This window comes from Corynebacterium sp. TAE3-ERU2 (assembly GCF_019209955.1).
GTDB lineage: Bacteria > Actinomycetota > Actinomycetes > Mycobacteriales > Mycobacteriaceae > Corynebacterium > Corynebacterium megadyptis.
Genome location: NZ_JAHUTL010000002.1, coordinates 346,780 through 366,251 on the forward strand (window position 1 = coordinate 346,780; position 19,472 = coordinate 366,251).

The 19,472-nt window shown below is 62.0% G+C and carries 25 protein-coding genes, 1 tRNA gene and 1 pseudogene; 9 read left to right on the plus strand and 18 right to left on the minus strand.

All coding sequences use genetic code 11. The annotated features are described in order from the left end of the window. Nucleotides 1-447: 447 nt before the first annotated feature. The 10 genes from KRX12_RS04425 to KRX12_RS04470 all read right to left on the minus strand — a co-directional run bounded on the left by KRX12_RS04425 (nt 448) and on the right by KRX12_RS04470 (nt 7,263). Nucleotides 448-732, minus strand: a complete 285-nt coding sequence (locus KRX12_RS04425; protein WP_218365863.1) for a hypothetical protein — start codon at nt 730-732, stop codon at nt 448-450. 16 nt (nt 733-748) lie between these two features. Next, entirely contained in the window at nt 749-976 is a 228-nt protein-coding gene (locus KRX12_RS04430) for a hypothetical protein (protein WP_218365864.1), read from the minus strand. Between the two features lie 289 nt (nt 977-1,265). Then, nucleotides 1,266-1,550: a hypothetical protein gene (locus KRX12_RS04435; RefSeq protein WP_218365865.1), complete on the minus strand. Its 285-nt coding sequence runs from the start codon at nt 1,548-1,550 to the stop codon at nt 1,266-1,268. A gap of 31 nt (nt 1,551-1,581) precedes the next feature. After that, on the minus strand, nt 1,582-1,794 hold the full coding sequence (locus KRX12_RS04440; protein ID WP_218365866.1) for a hypothetical protein: 213 nt from the start codon (nt 1,792-1,794) through the stop codon (nt 1,582-1,584). Between the two features lie 434 nt (nt 1,795-2,228). Next, the gene (locus KRX12_RS04445; protein ID WP_218365867.1) at nt 2,229-2,513 is read right to left on the minus strand and encodes a hypothetical protein; all 285 of its coding nucleotides are present in this window, start codon (nt 2,511-2,513) and stop codon (nt 2,229-2,231) included. 214 nt (nt 2,514-2,727) lie between these two features. Further along, nucleotides 2,728-2,800: transfer RNA gene (locus KRX12_RS04450), tRNA-Ala, on the minus strand. 34 nt (nt 2,801-2,834) lie between these two features. Beyond that, nucleotides 2,835-4,016, minus strand: a complete 1,182-nt coding sequence (glpR, locus tag KRX12_RS04455) for a gephyrin-like molybdotransferase receptor GlpR (RefSeq protein WP_218365868.1) — start codon at nt 4,014-4,016, stop codon at nt 2,835-2,837. A 208-nt stretch (nt 4,017-4,224) separates the two neighbouring features. Next, nucleotides 4,225-4,818, minus strand: a complete 594-nt coding sequence (locus tag KRX12_RS04460; RefSeq protein ID WP_370625144.1) for a GNAT family N-acetyltransferase — start codon at nt 4,816-4,818, stop codon at nt 4,225-4,227. 145 nt (nt 4,819-4,963) lie between these two features. Then, a complete protein-coding gene (gene glp, locus KRX12_RS04465; protein WP_151530054.1) occupies nt 4,964-6,256 on the minus strand; it encodes a gephyrin-like molybdotransferase Glp in 1,293 nt (430 codons plus the stop codon). Nucleotides 6,257-6,336: 80 nt separating this feature from the next. Next, on the minus strand, nt 6,337-7,263 hold the full coding sequence (locus KRX12_RS04470) for a UTP--glucose-1-phosphate uridylyltransferase (RefSeq protein ID WP_218363599.1): 927 nt from the start codon (nt 7,261-7,263) through the stop codon (nt 6,337-6,339). A gap of 81 nt (nt 7,264-7,344) precedes the next feature. Here KRX12_RS04470 and KRX12_RS04475 point away from each other — a divergent pair, with 81 nt between their 5' ends. From KRX12_RS04475 to mscL, 3 genes and pseudogenes are all read left to right on the plus strand, one after another. Then, on the plus strand, nt 7,345-7,947 hold the full coding sequence (locus KRX12_RS04475) for a 5-formyltetrahydrofolate cyclo-ligase (protein ID WP_218365869.1): 603 nt from the start codon (nt 7,345-7,347) through the stop codon (nt 7,945-7,947). A gap of 68 nt (nt 7,948-8,015) precedes the next feature. After that, nucleotides 8,016-8,780 carry an SAF domain-containing protein gene (locus KRX12_RS04480; RefSeq protein ID WP_218365870.1) on the plus strand — a complete coding sequence of 255 codons (765 nt, stop codon included), beginning with the start codon at nt 8,016-8,018 and terminating at the stop codon, nt 8,778-8,780. Nucleotides 8,781-8,970: 190 nt separating this feature from the next. Then, a pseudogene (mscL, locus tag KRX12_RS04485) lies at nt 8,971-9,366 on the plus strand (large conductance mechanosensitive channel protein MscL); the annotation flags it as partial. Between the two features lie 235 nt (nt 9,367-9,601). Here mscL and KRX12_RS04490 read toward each other — a convergent pair. The 7 genes from KRX12_RS04490 to KRX12_RS04520 form a co-directional block, all read right to left on the minus strand. Beyond that, nucleotides 9,602-9,862, minus strand: a complete 261-nt coding sequence (locus tag KRX12_RS04490) for a hypothetical protein (RefSeq protein WP_218363603.1) — start codon at nt 9,860-9,862, stop codon at nt 9,602-9,604. Further along, complete coding sequence (locus KRX12_RS04495; protein WP_151530048.1) at nt 9,862-10,461, minus strand: molybdenum cofactor biosynthesis protein B; 600 nt, start codon at nt 10,459-10,461, stop codon at nt 9,862-9,864. Before KRX12_RS04495 ends, KRX12_RS04490 begins: the two co-directional genes overlap by 1 nt. A 45-nt stretch (nt 10,462-10,506) precedes the next feature. After that, nucleotides 10,507-11,976 carry a S1C family serine protease gene (locus KRX12_RS04500; protein ID WP_218365872.1) on the minus strand — a complete coding sequence of 490 codons (1,470 nt, stop codon included), beginning with the start codon at nt 11,974-11,976 and terminating at the stop codon, nt 10,507-10,509. A 95-nt stretch (nt 11,977-12,071) separates the two neighbouring features. Then, a complete protein-coding gene (locus KRX12_RS04505; RefSeq protein WP_370625541.1) occupies nt 12,072-13,625 on the minus strand; it encodes an ATP-binding protein in 1,554 nt (517 codons plus the stop codon). Nucleotides 13,626-13,645: 20 nt separating this feature from the next. Beyond that, nucleotides 13,646-14,338, minus strand: coding sequence for a response regulator transcription factor (locus KRX12_RS04510; protein ID WP_151548952.1), 693 nt, complete (start codon nt 14,336-14,338; stop codon nt 13,646-13,648). A gap of 288 nt (nt 14,339-14,626) precedes the next feature. Then, a complete protein-coding gene (rpmF, locus tag KRX12_RS04515) occupies nt 14,627-14,800 on the minus strand; it encodes a 50S ribosomal protein L32 (RefSeq protein WP_151530045.1) in 174 nt (57 codons plus the stop codon). Nucleotides 14,801-14,815: 15 nt separating this feature from the next. Then, nucleotides 14,816-15,082: a type B 50S ribosomal protein L31 gene (locus KRX12_RS04520; protein WP_018019288.1), complete on the minus strand. Its 267-nt coding sequence runs from the start codon at nt 15,080-15,082 to the stop codon at nt 14,816-14,818. Between the two features lie 644 nt (nt 15,083-15,726). Here KRX12_RS04520 and rpmB point away from each other — a divergent pair. From rpmB to KRX12_RS04550, 6 genes are all read left to right on the plus strand, one after another. After that, a complete protein-coding gene (gene rpmB / locus KRX12_RS04525) occupies nt 15,727-15,963 on the plus strand; it encodes a 50S ribosomal protein L28 (protein ID WP_151530044.1) in 237 nt (78 codons plus the stop codon). A 3-nt stretch (nt 15,964-15,966) separates the two neighbouring features. Further along, nucleotides 15,967-16,131, plus strand: coding sequence for a 50S ribosomal protein L33 (gene rpmG / locus KRX12_RS04530; RefSeq protein ID WP_151530043.1), 165 nt, complete (start codon nt 15,967-15,969; stop codon nt 16,129-16,131). A gap of 3 nt (nt 16,132-16,134) precedes the next feature. After that, nucleotides 16,135-16,440: a 30S ribosomal protein S14 gene (gene rpsN, locus KRX12_RS04535; protein WP_151530042.1), complete on the plus strand. Its 306-nt coding sequence runs from the start codon at nt 16,135-16,137 to the stop codon at nt 16,438-16,440. Nucleotides 16,441-16,453: 13 nt separating this feature from the next. Continuing rightward, nucleotides 16,454-16,699, plus strand: a complete 246-nt coding sequence (gene rpsR / locus KRX12_RS04540; protein ID WP_026161376.1) for a 30S ribosomal protein S18 — start codon at nt 16,454-16,456, stop codon at nt 16,697-16,699. A 191-nt stretch (nt 16,700-16,890) separates the two neighbouring features. Further along, entirely contained in the window at nt 16,891-17,853 is a 963-nt protein-coding gene (locus KRX12_RS11005; protein WP_218365873.1) for a putative nucleotidyltransferase substrate binding domain-containing protein, read from the plus strand. Further along, the gene (locus KRX12_RS04550) at nt 17,853-18,524 is read left to right on the plus strand and encodes a TetR/AcrR family transcriptional regulator (RefSeq protein WP_151530040.1); all 672 of its coding nucleotides are present in this window, start codon (nt 17,853-17,855) and stop codon (nt 18,522-18,524) included. The genes KRX12_RS11005 and KRX12_RS04550 overlap by 1 nt, the downstream gene beginning before the upstream one ends. On the opposite strand, the gene KRX12_RS04555 is transcribed toward KRX12_RS04550, so the two are convergent. Beyond that, complete coding sequence (locus KRX12_RS04555; RefSeq protein ID WP_218365874.1) at nt 18,521-19,369, minus strand: CoA ester lyase; 849 nt, start codon at nt 19,367-19,369, stop codon at nt 18,521-18,523. The two genes, KRX12_RS04550 and KRX12_RS04555, sit on opposite strands and share 4 nt — an antisense overlap. Nucleotides 19,370-19,472: the final 103 nt, after the last annotated feature.

Here is a 19,472-nt window from a genome sequence, read left to right on the forward strand (position 1 = left end):
GACCTTCTCCACCCCATGCGGGGACAAACACACGACCCATGAGACAAATAAGCGTACCCTAAGAACTCCCGTTCAGTATGCAGAACCGTGGGCTCCCCAGCTGGCGCCTTCTCGGGTGTCTTTCCAGCTTCTTATGCGGCCTCGCGCCAGATATCTCTGTTTCAACGCGGTGCACAATCGTCGTTGCTGGCGCCACTGTGAACGGATAGCTGAACTGAACTCGCATGCTCAGCAAGCGACATCTTCCCAGATGTTCTCGCTCGCGTGGCCGGCAGAACTGTCATTCCTAGCCCCGGGGAGGCGGCGATCAGTGTGCCTCCGTCCAACCGCCGATCCACAACCACGCACTGCGGGGCTCAGAGTCGCATAAGGAATCGAGGCCAGCTTCACCCGCCTAGGAAGCCAACACCACCACCCAAAAAGGACGTGGCGTACACGTGCGATGGACTAGTACAGCGTCATGGTGTCCGGATCGACAGACAGCACCTGAGCAAGCGTGGGAAAGTCGTAGTCTCCTCTGAAGAGCCACAGGTTTTCCCGCACGGTGTAAGGGATGTAGTCGTCCATGCCGTAGTCTTTCGCGATTTGGATATAAACCTTCACCGCGAAGGTGTAGTCACCGTCATCTGCTTCCTCTTGAACCCAAGCCATTTTCTCTGGAGGAAGCTGAGGACCTACCGAAACAATGTAGTCGTACACACTCTTCTGATCATCAAACTTCGGAAAATCCATCACATACCCTTCTCCCCTACCCCGGCTGAGCGTAGAGCAGGCCAGCACTACCCACAACAGGCAACCCCGACGGTGCGCGCTGCTCAAACAACTGCACCAGCTTGTCAGCGAACGCCTGCATATCCTCAGCCGTGTCTCCCACAATCAAATCCGCCGACACACCAGCCTTCGACGCAATCGCATCCCGAGTCGCAGACATAGCCTGAGCATGGGCCTGCTCCTTCTCCGCCTCCAGCAACCTCACACGCTCTTCAAGGCTCTGAGCACTTGCCAGCTGCTCACACGCAACTTGCTGCGCTCTACACAATGCCCAGCCGCCTCCTCAGTGCTTTCTGGGGTGTGAGCAACAGAATCGTTATTCATAACTCCTCCTGGGAGTAGAAAAAATGGGCATAACACAACCCCACACCAGCCATCCCTCAAGGACCGCCCAATGCGGGGTTAGTGGCCACGCTGAGACTCGAACCCAGCATCACCCAACCAGGAAGCCAACACCACCACCCAAAAAGGACGTGGCGTACACGTGAGATGGACTAAAGCACCATCATGGTGTCCGGATCGACAGACAGCACTTGAGCAAGCGTGGGAAAGTCGTAGTCTCCTCTGAAGAGCCACAGGTTTTCCCGCACGGTGTAAGGGATGTAGTCGTCCATGCCGTAGTCTTTCGCGATAAGCATGTAGAGCTCTACGGCGAAGGTGTAGTCACCGTCATCGGCCTCTTCTTGAACCCGAGCCATTTTCTCTGGAGGAAGCTGAGGACCTACCGAAACAATGTAGTCGTACACACTCTTCTGATCATCAAACTTCGGAAAATCCATCACATACCCTTCTCCCCTACCGCGGCTGAGCTTAGAGCAGGCCAGCACTACCCACAACAGGCAACCCCGAAGGTGCGCGCTGCTCAAACAACTCCACCAGCTTGTCAGCGAACGCCTGCATATCCTCAGCCGTGTCTTCCACAATCAAATCCGCCGGCACACCAGCCTTCGACGCGATCGCATCCCGAGTCGCAGACATAGCCTGAGCATGGGCCTGCTCCTTCTCCGCCTCCAGCAACCTCACACGCTCTTCAAGGCTCTGAGCACTTGCCAGCTGCTCACACGCAACTTGCTGCGCTCTACACAATGCCCAGCCGCCTCTCGGCGCGTCTTTTCCAGCTCTTTACGCAGCTGCTCGACACACATCTCTGTCTCGCTCGACGTATCAGAACCAGCATCGCTCGCTGCACTGTTCTCGGATAGATGATCCGAACTCGAGTACTCAGCGGCAGAAGCAGCCTCCTCAGTGCTCTCTGGGGCGTGATTAACAGAATCGTTTTCCATGACTCCTCTTGGGAGTAGAAAACGGGCATAACACAACCCCACACCAGCAGTCCTTCAAGGACCGCCCAATGCGGGGTTAGTGGCCACGCTGAGACTCGAACCCAGCATCATCCAACTAGAGGAAGCCAACACCACCACGCGCAAAGAAGAACGTGGCGTACACGTGCGGATGGACTAGTACAGCGTCATAGTGTCCGGATCGACAGACAGCACCTGAGCAAGCGTGCGGAAACCGTAATCGCCTTTGAAAAGCCGCAGGTTTTCCCGCACGGCGTAAGGGATGTAGTCGTCCATGCCATAATCTTGCGCCATGAGCATGTATTTAGTCACAGCGAAGGTGTAGTCACCGTCATCGGCCTCTTCTTGAACCCGAGCCATATCCTCTGGAGATAGCTGAGGACCTACCGAAACAATGTACTCGTACACACTCTTCTGATCATCAAACTTCGGAAAATCCATCACATACCCTTCTCCCCTACCCCGGCTGAGCTTAGAGCAGGACCGCGCTACCACGCGACGCGGAGACTACCATTTTATTCACAGGCCCAAGCCGTAGGCTGCGATCAGCATACTCGTGCTCTACCGTAGATTCATCCACCACCACGAAAAGCCTTCACCCAGCCTTAACACAACAAAACCCCTAGTGGATAACCACTAGGGGAAATGTATTCTGTGGAGCCAAGGAGAATCGAACTCCCGACCTTCGCATTGCGAACGCGACGCTCTACCAACTGAGCTATGGCCCCATACTGCGTCGCAGCGGGTGAGAGCGAACGTGCTCTAACTTACGCGACGCGGCTGACCGCCATTGTAGGACGTTTCGTACTCATCGTAGTAATCGTCGTAGAAGTCGGCGCTGACATCCCTGGTGTCGAGATATTCGAAGTCAGGGCTCTCATCGTCCATGTCGAGGACCACAGCGCCGGGATGGCGCAGGCGCTCGGGCACACCCATCTCTTCGTCTCGGTCCGTGCGAACGCCAAGGCGGGCGCGGCGCAGATGGCGCAGTCGGTGCTGGCGGAGCTGTTGTTCGGCACGTACTTGTTTACGCAGGGCAGAAAGGTAGAGCACGGTCAAGAGCACTGCAGCGACGCTCCACAGCCAAGCCCAGCCCCCAGCAACGATGCCGAGCACAACACCCACAAGGATTGCCACGCCCAAGCCGATCATGGTGCGCTGGCGGCGCTGGTAGCGAGCGTGGGCGAGATTGGCGTCGGCTTCGGGGTCGTACCAGCCGCGGCCGCGTCGAGAAGCAGCAAACTCACGATCCTCATCAGTGGCTTCTACCTCGTGCTCGACGGTGTCATCGGCAGGAGCTTCGGCCTCCGATACCTCGTCTGCGTCCTCATAGTGAGCTGCTGGGTGGAGCAGATCGGAGGGGCCGGTATAGGAGCTGTCGAACTCATAGGCGTCTTCGGCCACAGGAGTGTCCTGCTCGACCTCATCCGTCTCAGCCTCCGCAGCGGACTCCTCGGAGACGGACTCCGCGGCGGCAGGATCCTCTGCTGCTACGGTGTCGACGCTTAGCGCCTGCTCGTCCTCGTCGTTGGCGGTCGGCTCCGCAGCGGAAGTCTCCTCGTCGGAGGTGTCCTCATCCGCCGCTGCATCCGCCTGGGTGTTGCGTGCTGGCTCCAGCTCTCGCACCACGTCGCCATCGACTTCATCCACCACAGGCTCTGCGGCCACGGTGGTGCGACGAGGAGAGTCATCAATCAGGATGTCTTCGGGATCAATTTCCTCTGCCTCCACAGCGGGCTGCGGGGTTTCGGGACGGATATCGCGACGCGACCAGCGGGGCCGGGTGGCGCGAGGCAGCTCGCCGGAGCCCCCCTCGTAGACCACGCGGGTTTCATCGAAGGCCTTGTTGGTGCGACGGATCGGCTTTTGACCTCGGAGTGCAAGAGGTGCAAGAACGAAAAGCCACACCACCACCATGACGGCGATCGCGACTGTACCTGACACTGTTTGAGGACCTTCCTAGCTGAGAATAAGCGTGGGAATCATCGGTGCACCACACAACGATGCGCGTGCACACGCGGCGCACACGGACATCACCGATGCGCGGAGAGGCGATCCCACTCTTGTCGGTACTTAACACTAGTTGTGAATGCTATTGGGGCTGAGACAGCCACGCCGAGTCAGCCCATTATTTATTCCGTCGCTGCGCTGTTTAGAGCACCCGGTGGAGGCGTCGTAGACGCTCTATCGCCGGCACCGCATAGTCGTTGCGCAGGATCGCCACGAGGCAGTGGTCCTGCCAACGACCGTTGATATGCAATGCCTCGCGCAGATATCCTTCCTCGCTAAAACCACAATGCTCGAGCACGGCAGCGGAGGCGGGATTGTGGGGAAGATAGGTGGCGGTCACCCTATTCAGCTGCAGGTGGCCGAAGGCGTAGTCCACTCCGAGGGCACAGGCCACGGTGGCGATTCCTCGGCCGGTGTAGTCGCTATCCACCCAATAGCCAATCCAGCACTCGCTCAGCGCACCCCGTTGAATATTGCCGAGAGTCACCTGCCCCACGAAGCGTCCATCGAGCTCGATCACCATGGGCACGATTTCGCCGTTCATGCCGGCCTCTTCCAATACGCGGAAGGTGTCCTTCCACGCGCGGGCGGAATGCGCCTGCTCCCATGTGCCCTCAACCGTTGGCTCGACCGGCTCAAGAAACTCGCGGTCCTTGATGCGCAAAGCACGCCAGCGTGGACCATCGCTATAGGTCACGGGGCGAAGCCGCAGCTCCTCGCCTCCAGGTAGGCGCACAGCGATGGTCGGCCGCGGCTCACAGCCAGTGGGCGCCACGTGCGCCCGCACGCTATGTCGAACGCGCGTGAACAAACCGAACATAGAGATCGTGTGGTCGTTGAGATCGAATACTGAGCCGCCGTGGAGTAATGATGCGTCTGTCCTAGCGGCCTTGGGCGAGGAAGATCACGTCCACAATATCCCCGGGGCGGATCTCGGTGACGTCTTCCGGAATACGAATAATGGCGTTCGCTTCGCTCAATCCGGCCAGCAGGTGCGCTGGGGCACCACCGGCGCCGGCGAGGCCTTCGACGAGATAGTCCTGGGTCTGGGCATCGCGCATCAGCCGCGCCCGCACAAAGCCGCGGCGGCCCGGGCGGGAATCCACGTGGTTGAGGGCTCGCGCCCGCACGAAACGACGCTGCGTACTGGTTTTGCCGAGGCTGCGGCGAATCCACGGACGGATGAAGGTCTCGAAAATCACCAGCGAGCTCACCGGGTTCGAGGGGGTCAAAAATACCGGCGTGCGCTCCTCGCCGAGCACACCAAAGCCCTGCACGGAACCTGGGTGCATGGCCACGCGGGTGGTGTCGATATCGCCGAGCTCTCGCAGTACGTCCTGGATAGTGCGGGAACTGGCACCACCGACAGCACCAGAGATCACAATCAGCTCCGAGCGCAGCGTTTGACCTTCAATAATCTCCCGCAAGCGGCGTGGTTCACCCGCGGCGATACCCACGCGATGCACCTCGGCGCCCGCTTCCTTTACTGCGGCGGCGAGGGCATAGGAGTTGATGTCATAGACCTGCCCGAGTCCTGGTTCGCGATCGATATCAACGAGCTCCGCGCCAACGGAGATCACCGATACCCGCGGCCGCGGGTAGACCAGCACCTTGGAGCGTCCCACCGCCGCCAACAAACCGATCTGAGCGGGCGCGAGAGTCACCCCAGGGGCGACGGCCACGTCTCCGGGCTGGATGTCTTGGCCCACGCCGCGCACAAATTCGCCCGAGCGTACTGGGCGGGTGGCCACCACGCGCTTCGATCCACGATCGGACCACTCCAACGGGAGCACGGCGTCGGCAAGCGTAGGCAGGGGTGCGCCAGTGTGCACGCGCACTGCTTGTTTGGGCTGGAGGCGCAGCGGACGCTGGGAACCGGCGGGGACCTCGCCCACCACGGGCATGGATGTTTCCGCCACGGGCTCAGGCGCGAGCTCCGGCACGTCCTCGCCGCCGCGTGCGGGGCGTCGGGAGAGCCCGCGCTCGCCGCCGACGTCCACGGCCCGCACCGCATAGCCATCGATAGCGGCCTGTGGGAAGCCCGGCAGCGGCTTGGTGGCCTTGATTTCTTCGGCGCACATCATGCCGAGGGCTTCCGCGATAGCGATCCGCACCGGTTCCGGGGTGGCCGCAAGCGTGGTTATTAGCTCGAGCTGTTTCTCAACCGATCTCACAAGCTCACTAACTCCTTCGGTATCGCGTGTACGGCCAGCGCGGCAGAGCTTATCCGCCCCGTGCTGTGTAAAGAATTATTCTAGCCGCGTCGTTTCTTAGATTCCCGCTCCGCAAGCATCTCTTTAATGGCGCGCTTGAGACCGGGACCGTACTCGGGGTGGTCGAGGCCAAAATCCACGCAGGCCCGGATAAATCCGCCTGGGTTACCCAGATCATGGCGCTTGCCTTCGTGAATCACGATGTGCACGGGGTGGCCTTGCTCAATGAGCAGCTCGATGGCATCGGTGAGCTGCAGCTCCCCGCCCTTTCCCGGGGGAATACGGCGCAGCGCATCAAAAATCGAGCGATCCAGCAAATAGCGGCCGGTCGCCACAAAGTTCGACGGCGCTTCATCGGCATCGGGCTTTTCCACCATGCCCACTACCTTGCGCACGCTGCCCTCGCCGCACTCCTCGACGTCGAAGACGCCATAATTCGACACTTCATCGTGCGGCACCTCGAACGCGCACAGAACCGAGCCGCCCCTCTCCGCGCGGACCTGAGCCATGTCCGCCATGACGCCCATGGGCATCACGATATCGTCGGGCAGCATCACGGCCACCACATCTTCGTCATCATCGAGTACCGACTCCGCCAAGCCCACTGCATGACCCAAGCCCAAGGGTTGATCCTGTTCCACAGGCACGGCGTCGATCAGGTTTTCCGCACGCTCCACCTTGCGCAGTTGATCCATTTTGCCGCGTTCGCGCAGCGTGTCCACCAGTTCGGGATAGGGCTCGAAATGCGCGAGCACATCGGATTTTTGTGGCGCAGTGATGATAGCCAATCGAGAAGCGCCCAGCTGGGAGGCCTCTTCAGCGATTAACTCGATACCGGGGGTGTCCACTACCGGCAGGAGTTCCTTGGGGACGCGTTTGGTTGCGGGCAGGAAGCGGGTGCCTAAACCCGCAGCCGGCACAACCACAGTCTTAACAGAGTGTTCGTGATTCTCGATTGGCACGGTCATAACTGTTAAGACTACCTACCCCTATCCTCACTTCCATGCTTTGACTCTCCCCTTAATTCTCCGCGTGCCTATGCTGGGGCTATGAGCGCAGAGTCCTCCCCCGCCGAGCATGCCCCAGAGAAAGCCCGTCTCCGTCGTGAGATAATCACTCGACGCCGCGCACTGAGCACCGCCGCGCGCGAGGCGGCCAATGAAGCCCTGTGCACTCATGTGTCCAATCTCATGATGTCCATCGGTGCCCGGCGCGCCGCCGCCTATGTGCCGCTGGCTACTGAGCCGGGTGGCGACGCGCTTGTTCCGGTTCTCGCATCCTGCCTCGAGCAGCTCTATCTGCCCATTTCCGAGCCGGAGGGGCAGTTGAGCTGGGCGGAGTTTCGCGGCTTCGAGCACACCCGCACCGGCCCCTATTCCATCCCGGAGCCCACCGGCCCGCGCCACCCGAGCAGTATATTGAGCGAGCTCGACGTGATGATTGTGCCGGCTTTGGCGGCTACTCCGCAGGGGTGTCGTTTGGGCAAAGGGGGCGGCTACTACGATCGCGCGCTGGCCTCCCGCGCGGCGCTTCGCCCCCTCGCCGCTGTGTTGCTTTTCGACGATAACCTGCTGCCGCAGCTGCCTACCGAGGATCACGACGCGCCTGTGGACATCATCATCACTCCCTCGGCGATCCGCAGCGTGGAATAGCACGCGGCTAGCTCACCCACGGCGAGAATGGGGAACCTGCTCCTAGCGCTGCTGCGTCTATTGCAGATATGAGCTCCTCTCTTGATTCTCGATTGCGTTCTTTTACTCAAGCTCTCCTCACCCCGAGCTATCATCGCGCCCGCCTGCTGCGCTGGTGTATCGCCGGGCTGTGCCTCGTGGTGGCCGCCGTGTCTGCGCTGGCGCCACTGCGTAGTAGCGATCCCGCCGCGGTGGTGCTCAGCCGCGATGTGGCCGCCGGTGAGGAGATCGCGGATGCCGATCTCATAGTGATCTCCGTTCCCGACCGGCTGCGCCCGGAGGGCGCCTATGCTGCGGTGGAGGAGGTCAGCGGCCAAGTGGCGGCCTCGGCGCTCCGTGCGGGAGAGATCCTGCACCCGGCGCGGGTGCTCGGCCCCGAGCTCACAGCGCAGCTCGCCACGGGATCCCCGGGTATTCCCGATGCCACGATGGTGCCGATCACCGTGGCTGATCCCGCCGTGGCCGGTTTGCTCCAGCACGGCGATAGCATCAGCATTCTCACCTGGGCCGATAACCGCGAGGAGACGGTCACCATCGCCGAGCACGCGCGGGTGGCATTGACCCACCACCCAGCGGATACGGACGCGCAGCCAGGCACCATCCTGGTGGTGCTGTCCCAACCGGAGGCGCATGCGGTGGCCGCCGCGGCGCTGCACGGCCCTCTCACCGTCGTGATCACCGGAGCCCGCGCCGGCAGCAGTGTGAACACGAGTGCAGACGCGGCCGATGCAGATGCACAGCACCTGGCGCCGCCACCTGCCCCCGCAGCGGATAACGCACCGCATAGCGGCTGATTGAGCAGCTGGGCTAAGATACTGCCTCGACTTTAAGGCGAGGCCTGAGCCCCTCCGAGTGTGCTGCACTCGGCGAGCTAAGACCACTCGCTAAGGGTCCTGTGTGTCGAGGCGACACTGCCGGTGGCAGGCGCTGGCTGACACCTGAGCTCGTGCCCACCCTCTCTCTTCATTTTTAAGGACGTTTTCCATGCTCAAGGGTTTCCGCGACTTCATCTTGCGGGGCAATGTGATCGATCTGGCTGTGGCGGTGGTGATTGGCTCCGCGTTCACCGCCTTGGTTACTGCCTTCTCCGATAACATCATCGAACCTGTGTTAGCGCTGTTTGGCTCCACCGATGTCAAGGGTCTGGCTTTCCAGCTCGATCACAATAAGCCCAGCACCGTCGTGAATGTGGGCAAGCTCATCACCGCGGCACTGAACTTCCTGATTATGGCGGGCGTGGTCTACTTCCTCTTCGTTGCCCCGATGAATGAGTTCCGCGCCCTGCAGGCCGCCCGCAAGGGAGTCAAAGACGATGAGGAAGCGCCTGCTTCTGTAGAAGAGGAGCTGCTCGGCGAGATCCGCGATCTGCTCAAGGCCCAGGTCGCAGCCTCTACCACCTCCCCCAGCGCGGCTGGCACCGAGGCTGACTCCGGGGCCGAGGCTGACTCCGGGGCCGCCAGCACGAGCACCGCTGGGCCGGACAGCTCGTCTGAGGAGAAGCCCTCACACTCTTAAGAGCTGCGCCTACGCGCGGACGTTCTTCCAGCACAACGCCGCCCCAGCCTGGCACCCTCATGGTGTTAGGCTGCGGCGGCGATTATTCTGCGCTTAGGCGCTAGTCCCCGTGATGCGGCGGGCGGTTCTGCGTCCAGAACTCGGCGCTGAGCCGCCCATCTGCGTCTATGGGCGCTCGTTCTTCCACCACGCCGTCGCTATCGACATCGACGGTGCGATCGCGATCTCCGCGTGTATTTTCGGCTCCGGTGATGCGGCGATAGAAGTCAATCGAGTCCACGCTGCGATCAATATTCTCCGCATCGGAGAGACGACGGGCGCGGCGGCGCGGCCGCGATTTTCTCGACGGTGGTTGTGCCACTAGTCTTCTACACTCCAATTCTGCAGCTGCTCGATCACGTGATCCACCAGCGGCAAGAGCGTGGCCATGCCATCGCGAATCGCCGCCCGCGAGGGGGCGATATTAACCACCACGGTGGAACCAGACACCCCAGCCACGCCGCGGGAGACGCACGCATCCACGGCACCGCAGGCCAGCCCGGAGGAGCGTAGCGCCTGGGTGACGCCGTTGAGTTTCAGATCCAGCACCGCCTCGGTGGCTTCTGGGGCCTTATCGCGCGGGCCCACCCCAGTACCGCCGATGGTGATCACCAGATCGGCGCCACCGACCACGGCGGTTTCAATGGCGGTACGGATTGCGGATTCATCCGAACGCACCGACACGACCGCGTCGACCGCATAGTTGCCCTCTTCGAGCAGCTCGGTCACGAGGCGGTCGGTGTCTTTGCCGCTGGCGATGACGTGATCGGTCACCAACACCACGAGGGCGTGATGCACGGTGCGCCGGCCAGCGACTTCTTCCCGTTCGGAGGCCTGCAGAAATTCTGCCGATGGTTCCTCGATGTCGGCGAGGCGTTGCGCAGCTCGATCAGCTGCGGAGTTGAAGTTATCGTCAACCATGTCGACCTTTTCTGATCGGGGAATCTACGAGTGCTGGCTATCAATCTACTCGTTCGGCAGCGTAACCTCGACCATTCGCGGATTCTCGCCATTGTCATCGACAATTTCCAGCTTGACCGTCGCCCCGAATTCTTGGGAGCGCACCGCTGTGATCAGCGCGTCTGCACTGTCGATGGCGCGATCATCGACCCGCGAAATAATATCTCCGGGCTTCACTCCAGCGGCCTCGGCGGGGCTACCCGGCTCCACCTCGGCCACCACGGCGCCATAGGGCGAGGGGCTGCGCGATACCCGCGCCCCGATAATCGGCTGCTTCACCTTGCCGGTCTCCACCAACTGGTTGGCCAGCCGGCGCGTCTGGTTGGAAGGAATAGCGAAGCCGACGCCAATGGAACCGGCGCTTCTGCCGCCCCCAGTGGAGGTGGTGGCAATCACCGAGTTCATTCCCACGAGGTTGCCCTGCATGTCCACCAGCGGGCCACCGGAGTTGCCGGGGTTGATCGCTGCGTCCGTTTGGATGGCGTCGATAAGCGAGGACTCGCCGGCGCGATTGCCTGCGGCCCGGATTGGGCGGTTCAGGGCGGAGACAATACCGCTGGTCACCGTGGCCTCGAGCCCGAGGGGCGAGCCGACGGCCACCACCTGCTGGCCTACCTTGAGATCATCGGAGTTACCGAAGGTCATCACGGTGAGATTGCGGGCGTTGCGCAGCTTAATCACGGCCACATCGGTATCGGAATCACCGGCGATGAAATCGGCTTGATAGTGCTGGCCATCGTGCATCGTCACGACGATCGGGGAATTCTCGCTGCCGGCCACCACGTGGTTATTGGTCAGGATGAGCCCGTCTTCGGAGATCACCGAGCCCGAGCCTTCCGCGGTTTGGGTGGTAATCGACACCACGGCCGGCAGCACCCGGCTGGCGACGTCTTCCACGCTGCCCTCCGCTGCAGCGCCGGTGCGCTCCACGGGCTGTTCGGCGAGCGCATTGACCCGATCCGAGCGCGGCGAGCTGCCCGTACCGGAATTAGCCACCACCAGGCCGGTGATGCTGCCGGCAGCGACAGCGCCCACAAGCATCATGGCCATCGCCGTGACAAAGCCGACCTGGCGCTTCGGTTTCTGCTGCGGCGCGGCGGGATCGCTATAGTCGCCCTCCGGCGCCGCGTTGGGGCCGGGCTGTTGGGCGCCCGGCTGTGGCTGCGAGTTCTGCGGTTGCGGGTTCTGCGGCCCAGCCCACGGGGTGCCGGCCGCGTGCTGCGCCGGCTGTCCAGGCTGCGCGGGTTGTGCCGGCTGTGCAGGCTGCGCGGGCGCGCCCTGCTGCGGCGCCGGCTGATCGGTCGGCCCGAATTGCTGGGTAGGTTGGTCCTGCCAGCGGCCATAGGGGTTGGTGCTCGGGGACTGCCAGCCGGACTCGGCGCCGTGAGCCTGCGCGGACTCGGTGGATTCTGATCCGTTCTGCTGGCCCCACGAGGGAGACTCGGAGGGGCGGGGCGTGGTGTTATCTTCGTTCATAAATCCTTATTATTCACCTTGATTGTGGGGAATGACTGGCGAAGAATATCGCGCTTACTGACAGTTGTCTGTCAGTTTCCTTGGAAGCCCGCTGTCTAGTTTTCTCGGTTACGTTCCCACAGCGCGCCGAAGATTTCTTCGCGCGAGCCCTGCTGCGGAAATTCCTTTATGGGGCTTTCGCGCTTATCGACGTCGCCCTCCGCCGGCTCCATCTCTTCGTCTTGGGCCTCCGGATTGCTGGGTTCACCCGGCAGCTGCACGCGCATCAGCGCGCCGCCGCTTTCGGATTCCTCGGCGACGATCGTGCCGGCATGGCGTTCGATCACCTGCTTGACGATAGCCAGCCCCAGCCCGGAGCCGGGCATGGAGCGCGATTGCACCGAGCGGTAGAAACGCTGGAACACCTTCTCGCGATCTTCCACCGGAATACCCGGCCCGGAGTCCGCGAAGGTAAGCTCCACCAGATCCTCCCGCACCGGATTCATGGCGATGCGCACCACCCCATCGGAGGGCGACCACTTGGCCGCATTATCCATCAGGTTCAAGGTGGCGCGCCCCAGCGCGAAGGGATCACCGTAGAGGAACCAGTCGGTGGTCTCCATCTCAAATGCCACATCGGGGCGGCGTCGCTCCACGCGGGACAGCGACTCCTCCATGACCTCGGCGAGGTCGACCAGCTCCACTACCTGTTGGGGGCCATCTTCGCGGGCCAAATCCACGAGATCACCAATGAGGGTGGACATCTCCTCGATCTGGGCGACCACATCACGCTCCAGATCATTGCGGTCCTCCTCGCTGATCGCCGCCCCATTGCTGCGGGTGACCATCATCAACAGCTCGATATTGGTGCGCAGCGAAGTCAAGGGGGTTTTCAGCTCATGCCCGGCATCGGCCACCAGCTCCGCCTGGCGGATACGGGAGGCCTGCAGGGCCGCCAGCATGTCATTGAAGGAGCGGGTAAGCTGCGCCAGCTCGTCATCGCCGACCACGGGGATCGGGCGGAGATCATCCGTACGGGCCACATAGTCCACGGCCTGCTGGAGCCGGCCCACCGGGCGTAGACCGGTGCGGGCAATCACCATGCCGGTGGCAATGGCGATGAGCACGCCTACCCCACCAATGGTGAGCAGCATCAGCCCCAGGCTGGTGATAATGCGGTGGGTGTTTTCGAGGTCTTGGGCCAGAATCACCGTGGCGCCATAGTCATTGCGCACCGCCACCACACGCTCATCGCCGTTATTGCGGCGGCTCAGCTGCTGGGCGCCATTAATCACCCGGATTTCGTCGAAAAGCTGAATCTGATCGCCTACCCCAGAATGCGAGCCGGGCGGGAAATACGCCACGCGCATGGAGGGGTTGTAGTTTTTAAAGCGCAGAATCTCGGCTTCGGGGTTGTAGATAAACACCGGATCGAGGCTCTTCGATAGCAGGGTTTCCGCTTTGCTCTCGAGCTCGCGGTCGACCGAGTTCGTCATCGCGGTCGAGACCGTCCAGTAGGCGGCGATGGTCATGATTCCTACGGCGACGGCCACCATAAAGGCCGCGACCATAGACAAACGCCACCGCAGCGGGGAACGATTCCACCCGCCGAGGCGCCTATCCATTTCAGCATCGGTGCCCGAGTCGGCGATATCACCGTCCTCGGGCACTGATGTAGACTGCCGCAAAATCACGGTGCAGTCTCACGCAGCACGTAGCCGACACCCCTCACCGTGTGAATCAGGCGCGGCTCGCCATCGGCCTCGGTCTTGCGGCGCAGATAGCCGATGTAGACCTCGAGTGCATTGCCGGAGGTGGGGAAATCATAGCCCCATACTTCCTCGAAGATCGCGGAACGGCTGAGCACATGCGTCGCCCTCGAGAGCAGCAGCTCGAGCAGCGCGAACTCGGTGCGAGTGAGGCTGATCTGACGCTGGCCACGGAACACATCCCGGGTTTCGGGGTTCAGGCGCAGGTCGGAATAGACCAAATCGGCGGTGGTTTCTGGGCCGATGGCCTCGGCGGCGGCGCGGCGCAGCAAGGAACGCACCCGAGCCAGCAGTTCCTCGAGCGCAAAAGGCTTGGGCAGGTAGTCATCGGCACCCGCATCCAGACCGGCCACGCGGTCCGAGACACCATCGCGTGCGGTGAGCACCAGAATGGGACGATCATCGCCGCGGCTGCGCAAGGTGCGGCACACCTCGAGGCCATCGACGCGCGGCATCATCACGTCCAAGATCAGCAGATCGGGCTGCTCCTGTTCGGTGAGGTCCAGAGCGTCTTGGCCATCCTCGCCCATGACTACCTCATAGCCATTGAACGTCAGGGAGCGGCGCAGCGACTCGCGTACCGCTTGTTCGTCATCAACTACCAGAATTTTCATGAACTCTATTGTGCCCTATGTATCGCCAAACATACCTACGATGACGCCGATTTTAGACTCTTTACAGAAAGCTTTTTAGCGGCTGACAGCGAACCCACAGCTTTAGTGTGACCTGCCTCGCCGCTGCCCGCGCACACTGCCCCACCCCTCCCCCACAACGCGGTGCAGTGCCGTGGTCGGGGTGGCACATAAACAAAACCCACCGCCGTGGCAGGCGATGGGTTCTGTGCTTATCTCAGCTGGGCGCCTAGCGCCGCAGCGGACATAGTTATCAGGTGTTTTTCGCGCTTAGAACTGCTCGAGGTCCACCAGGCCGAGCTTGGCGGCCTTCACCAGACGCTTCGGAATGCGGTAGGTCTGGCCGTCGATCTTGACTTCCTGGAGTGCCACGTTGTTGGCCTTCCACTGAGAGCGACGGGAACGAGTGTTGGCACGCGACATACGACGCTTTGGTACTGCCATGATGTATTCCCTCCTTTAGGCCTTCTTGTTGCGGCGAACTCGGTTGCCGTAACGACGTTGGAACTTCTCGACTCGACCAGCGGTGTCCATGACACGCTGAGCGCCGGTCCAGAACGGGTGAGACTCGCTGGTGACGTCAACGACGATAAGCGGGTACTCGTTGCCGTCCTCCCACTCGACGGTGCGAGAGCTACCGGCGGTGGAGCGGGTCAGGAACTTGTGGCCCGTACCAGCATCCTGGAAAACTACCCAGTGGTAGTCAGGGTGGATGTCCTTCTTCATAAACTTCGATTCCCTCAGGGTTGAACTTCAGGTCGGTCGCGCGCATCACGCCGGCATAGTCCTTGAAATATATAAGTGACCAGCCACGGCGCACGTCGTGCCTGAGTTGGGTTTCTTTAGGTGTGCAGTTCTGCGCGGCAGCCACGGCCACCGAATAGATGGCTATGTGCTACTGAGCGCGGTTCGCTCATCGCCACCACCCATGCCTCGCGCGCAGCGGACATAGGCGTGCACGATGGCACTCGAAACATCCTACACACCGGCATTGTTCCTGCAAAACTCCCCCGACCTCGCACGAGTTCCACGTCCCGGCTCTGCCGCGGGGTTGCGGCGGCGAGGGGATGGCGTCGATAAGCCACGCACAGGGCTCTAGATATATAGAGCCTCCTGCGTAATGACATGTAATCCGCGCGCCACATCTACCCCACGCACCCCAGCAGTGGCCGGCGCAATAGCAAATGAGCAAGCGATTAGGGATTTCACGCGAAAACATGTATTGTTATCGCTTGCTGTTGTCGAAGTATTCGTTTACGCCCCGTCGACGTGGCTGTGAGCCGCGCCCCGATGCCTTTTTTATTTTTAAGGCCTTGTGCGAGCAGCGGCTCCAGAAGAGTCAGACGTGGGCGGCTAGGAGAAGGAAACCCATGTCGGCTATTTGCCAGGTAACGGGACGCAAGCCGAGTTTCGGCAAGTCCGTCTCGCACTCGCACCGACGCACTAACCGCCGTTGGAGCCCCAACGTGCAGCGTCGTCGTTTCTACGCCCCTTCTTTGGGTCGTACCGTAACTCTGAATGTGTCCACCAAGGGCCTGAAGATCATCGACCGCGATGGCATCGACGCCGTTGTTACTCGACTCATCGCACGTGGGGAGAAGATCTAACTTATGGCACGTAATGACATCCGCCCGATCATCAAGCTGAAGTCCACCGAGGGCACCGGCTACACCTATGTGACTCGGAAGAACAAGCGCAATAACCCCGATCGCATCACGCTGAAGAAGTATGATCCGATCGCCCGCAAGCACGTCGAATTCCGCGAGGAGCGATAATCTATGGCTAAGAAGTCTAAGATCGCCAAGAACGAGCAGCGCAAGGAAATCGTCGCCCGCTTTGCGGAGCGTCGCGCTGAGCTCAAGGCCATCATCAAGAACCCGAACACCTCTGACGAGGACCGTTTGGATGCGCAGTACGAGCTGAACCGTCAGCCCCGCGACGCCTCCCCGGTCCGCGTGCGTAACCGCGACGCCCACGATGGTCGTCCCCGCGGCTACCTCCGCAAGTTCGGCCTGTCCCGTGTCCGCGTTCGCGGCATGGCTCACCGTGGTGAGCTTCCGGGCGTCCGTAAGTCCAGCTGGTAATTAGGGAGTTTCAATGAAGCGTAATTTTAAGAAGGCGCGGATGGAACAGTCCCGCCGCCCCAAGAAGAACCCTCTGAAGGCTCTGGGTATCGAGAAGGTTGACTACAAGGAAGTCAACACTCTTCGTACCTTCATCTCTGACCGCGGCAAGATCCGTTCCCGCCGCGTCACCGGGCTCACCCCGCAGCAGCAGCGCCAGGTCGCTACCGCTGTGAAGAACGCCCGCGAGATGGCCCTCCTGCCGTTCACCAGCCGCTAAGCCGACTGGGACGCACTCTAATCGCTTACGCGATGACAGCGCACTGTTGCCGCTGGCATTCGTGACACGGCAAGAGTTTTCAGCAGTACAAGGCGCATATCTCCCACATTTCGGGAGCTATGCGCCTTTTGCTTATCTCCAGGCTTGGTAGTCTTTTGCTAACCGTCCACCTCGCACAAGAAAGCCCACCTGTGCCCACTTCACTGCATCCCTCCCTCCGCCAACTACTCGAGCAAGCGCCCCAGTGCCACAGCCTCGCCATGGCTCGTGACATCCTCGAGGAATCCCATATTCTGCTGCGCAACGCCATCTCCCACGAGGACAAGGTAGATGCGTGGTCGCTCACCCGGTGGTTCTCCGATGTGGTGCAGGCCGTGCTGCACTCCCCCGCGGTGTCGCAGCTCTGCGGGGGCGCCACCATCGTGGTCACCGGCGCCTTCGGCCGCGGCCATGGCCTGCCCACCTCGGGTGTGCAGTGGCTCAGCGTGCTCCGCGAGGGGCAGAGCAGTGACGACGCCGCCCTCGCCCACTTCTGCGAATCGGCCGGTCTGACCGTGCACGCCACCCCCGATAGCTTCACCCCCGCGGATAAGCAGGAATGGATCCGCCGGATCCACGCATCGGTCGAGCGCGGCGATGGCGAAGCCATGGGGCTTTTCGCGGATGCCGGTACCTGGGTGGCCGCCGAACTCGCGGCCGCGGTGGCCAGCGATGCCGAGCTGAGCACCCCGCTGCTCAGCCACGCCGCGAAGGTGCGCCCACCGGCGATCGAAGTCATCGACGGGCTACCGAAGCGCGACCGCGTCGTGGATATGCACGCTGAACTGGTGGTACCGCTGGCCAAGCTGGCCCGGTGGGCGTCGATGCGCGCCGGCAGCACCGTGACGGAAACGGATCGCCGCATCGCCGCCGCAGAGGTGGCGGGCGTGCTCAGCCATCACGAAGCCGCCTATGCTCGGGAGGCATGGACGGCGGCGATCACCCTCCAGCTGCACCGCTGGGCGGACCGCGCTGGCGGACACGTCATGCGCTGGGATCTGCTCCCGCAGCTGGATCGTTCCGCCTTTGGCGCAGCGTCCCGACTACTATCGGATGTCTTTGCGGCCGTTGAGGCTCGCTATAATCAGGCGCACAGCGTCGAGGAGGGAAAATAATGGCCGGAGCAGTAGGACGTCCCCGCAAAAATAGCGATCGTCGGCGCGGCAACAATGCCCGAGAGGAAATCCTCGACGCCGCCGCCGAGTTGTTCACCACTAAAGGTTTTTCCACCACCTCCACCCACGAGATCGCGGACGCGGTGGGCATGCGCCAGGCGAGCCTGTACTACCACTTTCCTTCTAAGTCGGATATCTTTCTCACCCTGCTGAAGTCCACGGTGGAACCGTCGATGGTGGTGGCCGCGGAGCTTGGCGCCTCGGATATCACTCCCGAGATGCGCCTGTGGGCCCAGGTGGCCGCCGAGACACGGCATTTGCTGTCCACACGGTGGAATGTGGGCAAGCTCTATCAGCTGCCGATGGCCGCCTCGGAAGAGTTCACGGAGTTCCACCGCCAGCGCGGGGATCTCTCCCAAATCTTCCGGGACCTCGCCGCGGAGATCGTCGGCCCCGATGATCCTCGCACCTTCCTGCCCCGGCATATCGCCCAGTCGGTGGTGGATATGCGCCCCAATGATGGCACCATCCCCTTCCCGCTGGCGATCGATAGCCTGCCCGAGCCAACGGTGATTCTGGCCGATGCCGCCCTGGCCGTGCTCAACGCCGAGCTGCCAGAGCGCCGCGAAGAAACGGCCCTGGAGCTCATCACCAAGGTGCAGACCAGCTAGTCCGCGCTCTCCGTGGCCTCGCCGCTGCGCTCGAGCAACCGATGCGCCAGGGTAATCAGCGGGGTATCCACCATTTCCCCATCGAGGGAGAACGCGCCTGGGTGCCGGCGGCTTTCCGCCGCGATGCGCCGGGCCCAGTCCAGCTGTGCCGCACTCGGGTGAAAGGCGCGACGCACCGTGTCCACCTGGCTGGGGTGGATACAGGGATAGGCGGCAAAGCCCATGCGCGCCGAGTCGAGCGCCTCGGTGTAGAGCCCCTCGAGATCCGTGAAGTCTTGATACACCGCGTCGATGGCGAACTTGCCCGCCGCGGCGGCGTGAATAAGGGTATGGGAGCGCAGATAGTCCAGCGGCGCCCGATAGCGGCCCGGAAAGGGCTCATCGTCTTGCTGGCGCGAGCTCGCCCCGCCGAGGCCGATGGTGAAATCATCGGCGCCCCAATACAGGCCCACCACCCGCTCATCGCGGGCGATCTCGGCGGTATGCAGCAGCGCCTCGGGCAGCTCAATGATCGGCACAATATCGAGTCCGTCGAGCAGCGGGGAATCCGGCAGCGGGCCGGTGACCTTTGGGATGATCACCGAACGATAGGGCGTCTCTGCGACGCAGCGAAGATCATCCTCGTGGTGCTCATTCTGCGGGCCTACCACCCGCACGAAGGTGCGTGCTGGGTCGAGATCGGACTCGCGAATGGTGGCGTAGGCACTCGCCCGATCCACCGTCCCAGCACCATCTTCTAGATCGAGGATCACCATATCCGCCCGCGCGGCGGCCTTGGGGATGATCTCTGGGCGATTAACGGGGGCGAAGAGCAAAGCGGGCCCTGCGAGATGGAAAGTGCTCATGCCAGATCAGTCTAGCTGTCACCGTCCTCCTCGCAGGGCCCGCTGCGCGTAGCCGCACCGCTTCTGCGGGCATAGCCGCTCGCGGCGCCGGGTTTAGTGCCCG

Bases quoted from the DNA above. Each gene is read 5' to 3' on its own strand.
- KRX12_RS04445 (WP_218365867.1), bottom strand. From the start codon at position 2,513: ATGGATTTTCCGAAGTTTGATGATCAGAAGAGTGTGTACGAGTACATT.
- KRX12_RS04500 (WP_218365872.1), bottom strand. From the start codon at position 11,976: ATGAACGAAGATAACACCACGCCCCGCCCCTCCGAGTCTCCCTCGTGG.
- rpmG (WP_151530043.1), top strand. From the start codon at position 15,967: ATGGCACGTAATGACATCCGCCCGATCATCAAGCTGAAGTCCACCGAG.
- rpsR (WP_026161376.1), top strand. From the start codon at position 16,454: ATGAAGCGTAATTTTAAGAAGGCGCGGATGGAACAGTCCCGCCGCCCC.
- rpmB (WP_151530044.1), top strand. From the start codon at position 15,727: ATGTCGGCTATTTGCCAGGTAACGGGACGCAAGCCGAGTTTCGGCAAG.
- KRX12_RS04470 (WP_218363599.1), bottom strand. From the start codon at position 7,263: ATGACCGTGCCAATCGAGAATCACGAACACTCTGTTAAGACTGTGGTT.
- KRX12_RS04435 (WP_218365865.1), bottom strand. From the start codon at position 1,550: ATGGATTTTCCGAAGTTTGATGATCAGAAGAGTGTGTACGACTACATT.
- KRX12_RS04510 (WP_151548952.1), bottom strand. From the start codon at position 14,338: ATGAAAATTCTGGTAGTTGATGACGAACAAGCGGTACGCGAGTCGCTG.
- KRX12_RS04480 (WP_218365870.1), top strand. From the start codon at position 8,016: ATGAGCTCCTCTCTTGATTCTCGATTGCGTTCTTTTACTCAAGCTCTC.
- KRX12_RS04475 (WP_218365869.1), top strand. From the start codon at position 7,345: ATGAGCGCAGAGTCCTCCCCCGCCGAGCATGCCCCAGAGAAAGCCCGT.
- KRX12_RS04520 (WP_018019288.1), bottom strand. From the start codon at position 15,082: ATGAAGAAGGACATCCACCCTGACTACCACTGGGTAGTTTTCCAGGAT.
- KRX12_RS04495 (WP_151530048.1), bottom strand. From the start codon at position 10,461: ATGGTTGACGATAACTTCAACTCCGCAGCTGATCGAGCTGCGCAACGC.
- rpsN (WP_151530042.1), top strand. From the start codon at position 16,135: ATGGCTAAGAAGTCTAAGATCGCCAAGAACGAGCAGCGCAAGGAAATC.
- KRX12_RS04425 (WP_218365863.1), bottom strand. From the start codon at position 732: ATGGATTTTCCGAAGTTTGATGATCAGAAGAGTGTGTACGACTACATT.
- KRX12_RS04555 (WP_218365874.1), bottom strand. From the start codon at position 19,369: ATGAGCACTTTCCATCTCGCAGGGCCCGCTTTGCTCTTCGCCCCCGTT.
- KRX12_RS04550 (WP_151530040.1), top strand. From the start codon at position 17,853: ATGGCCGGAGCAGTAGGACGTCCCCGCAAAAATAGCGATCGTCGGCGC.
- rpmF (WP_151530045.1), bottom strand. From the start codon at position 14,800: ATGGCAGTACCAAAGCGTCGTATGTCGCGTGCCAACACTCGTTCCCGT.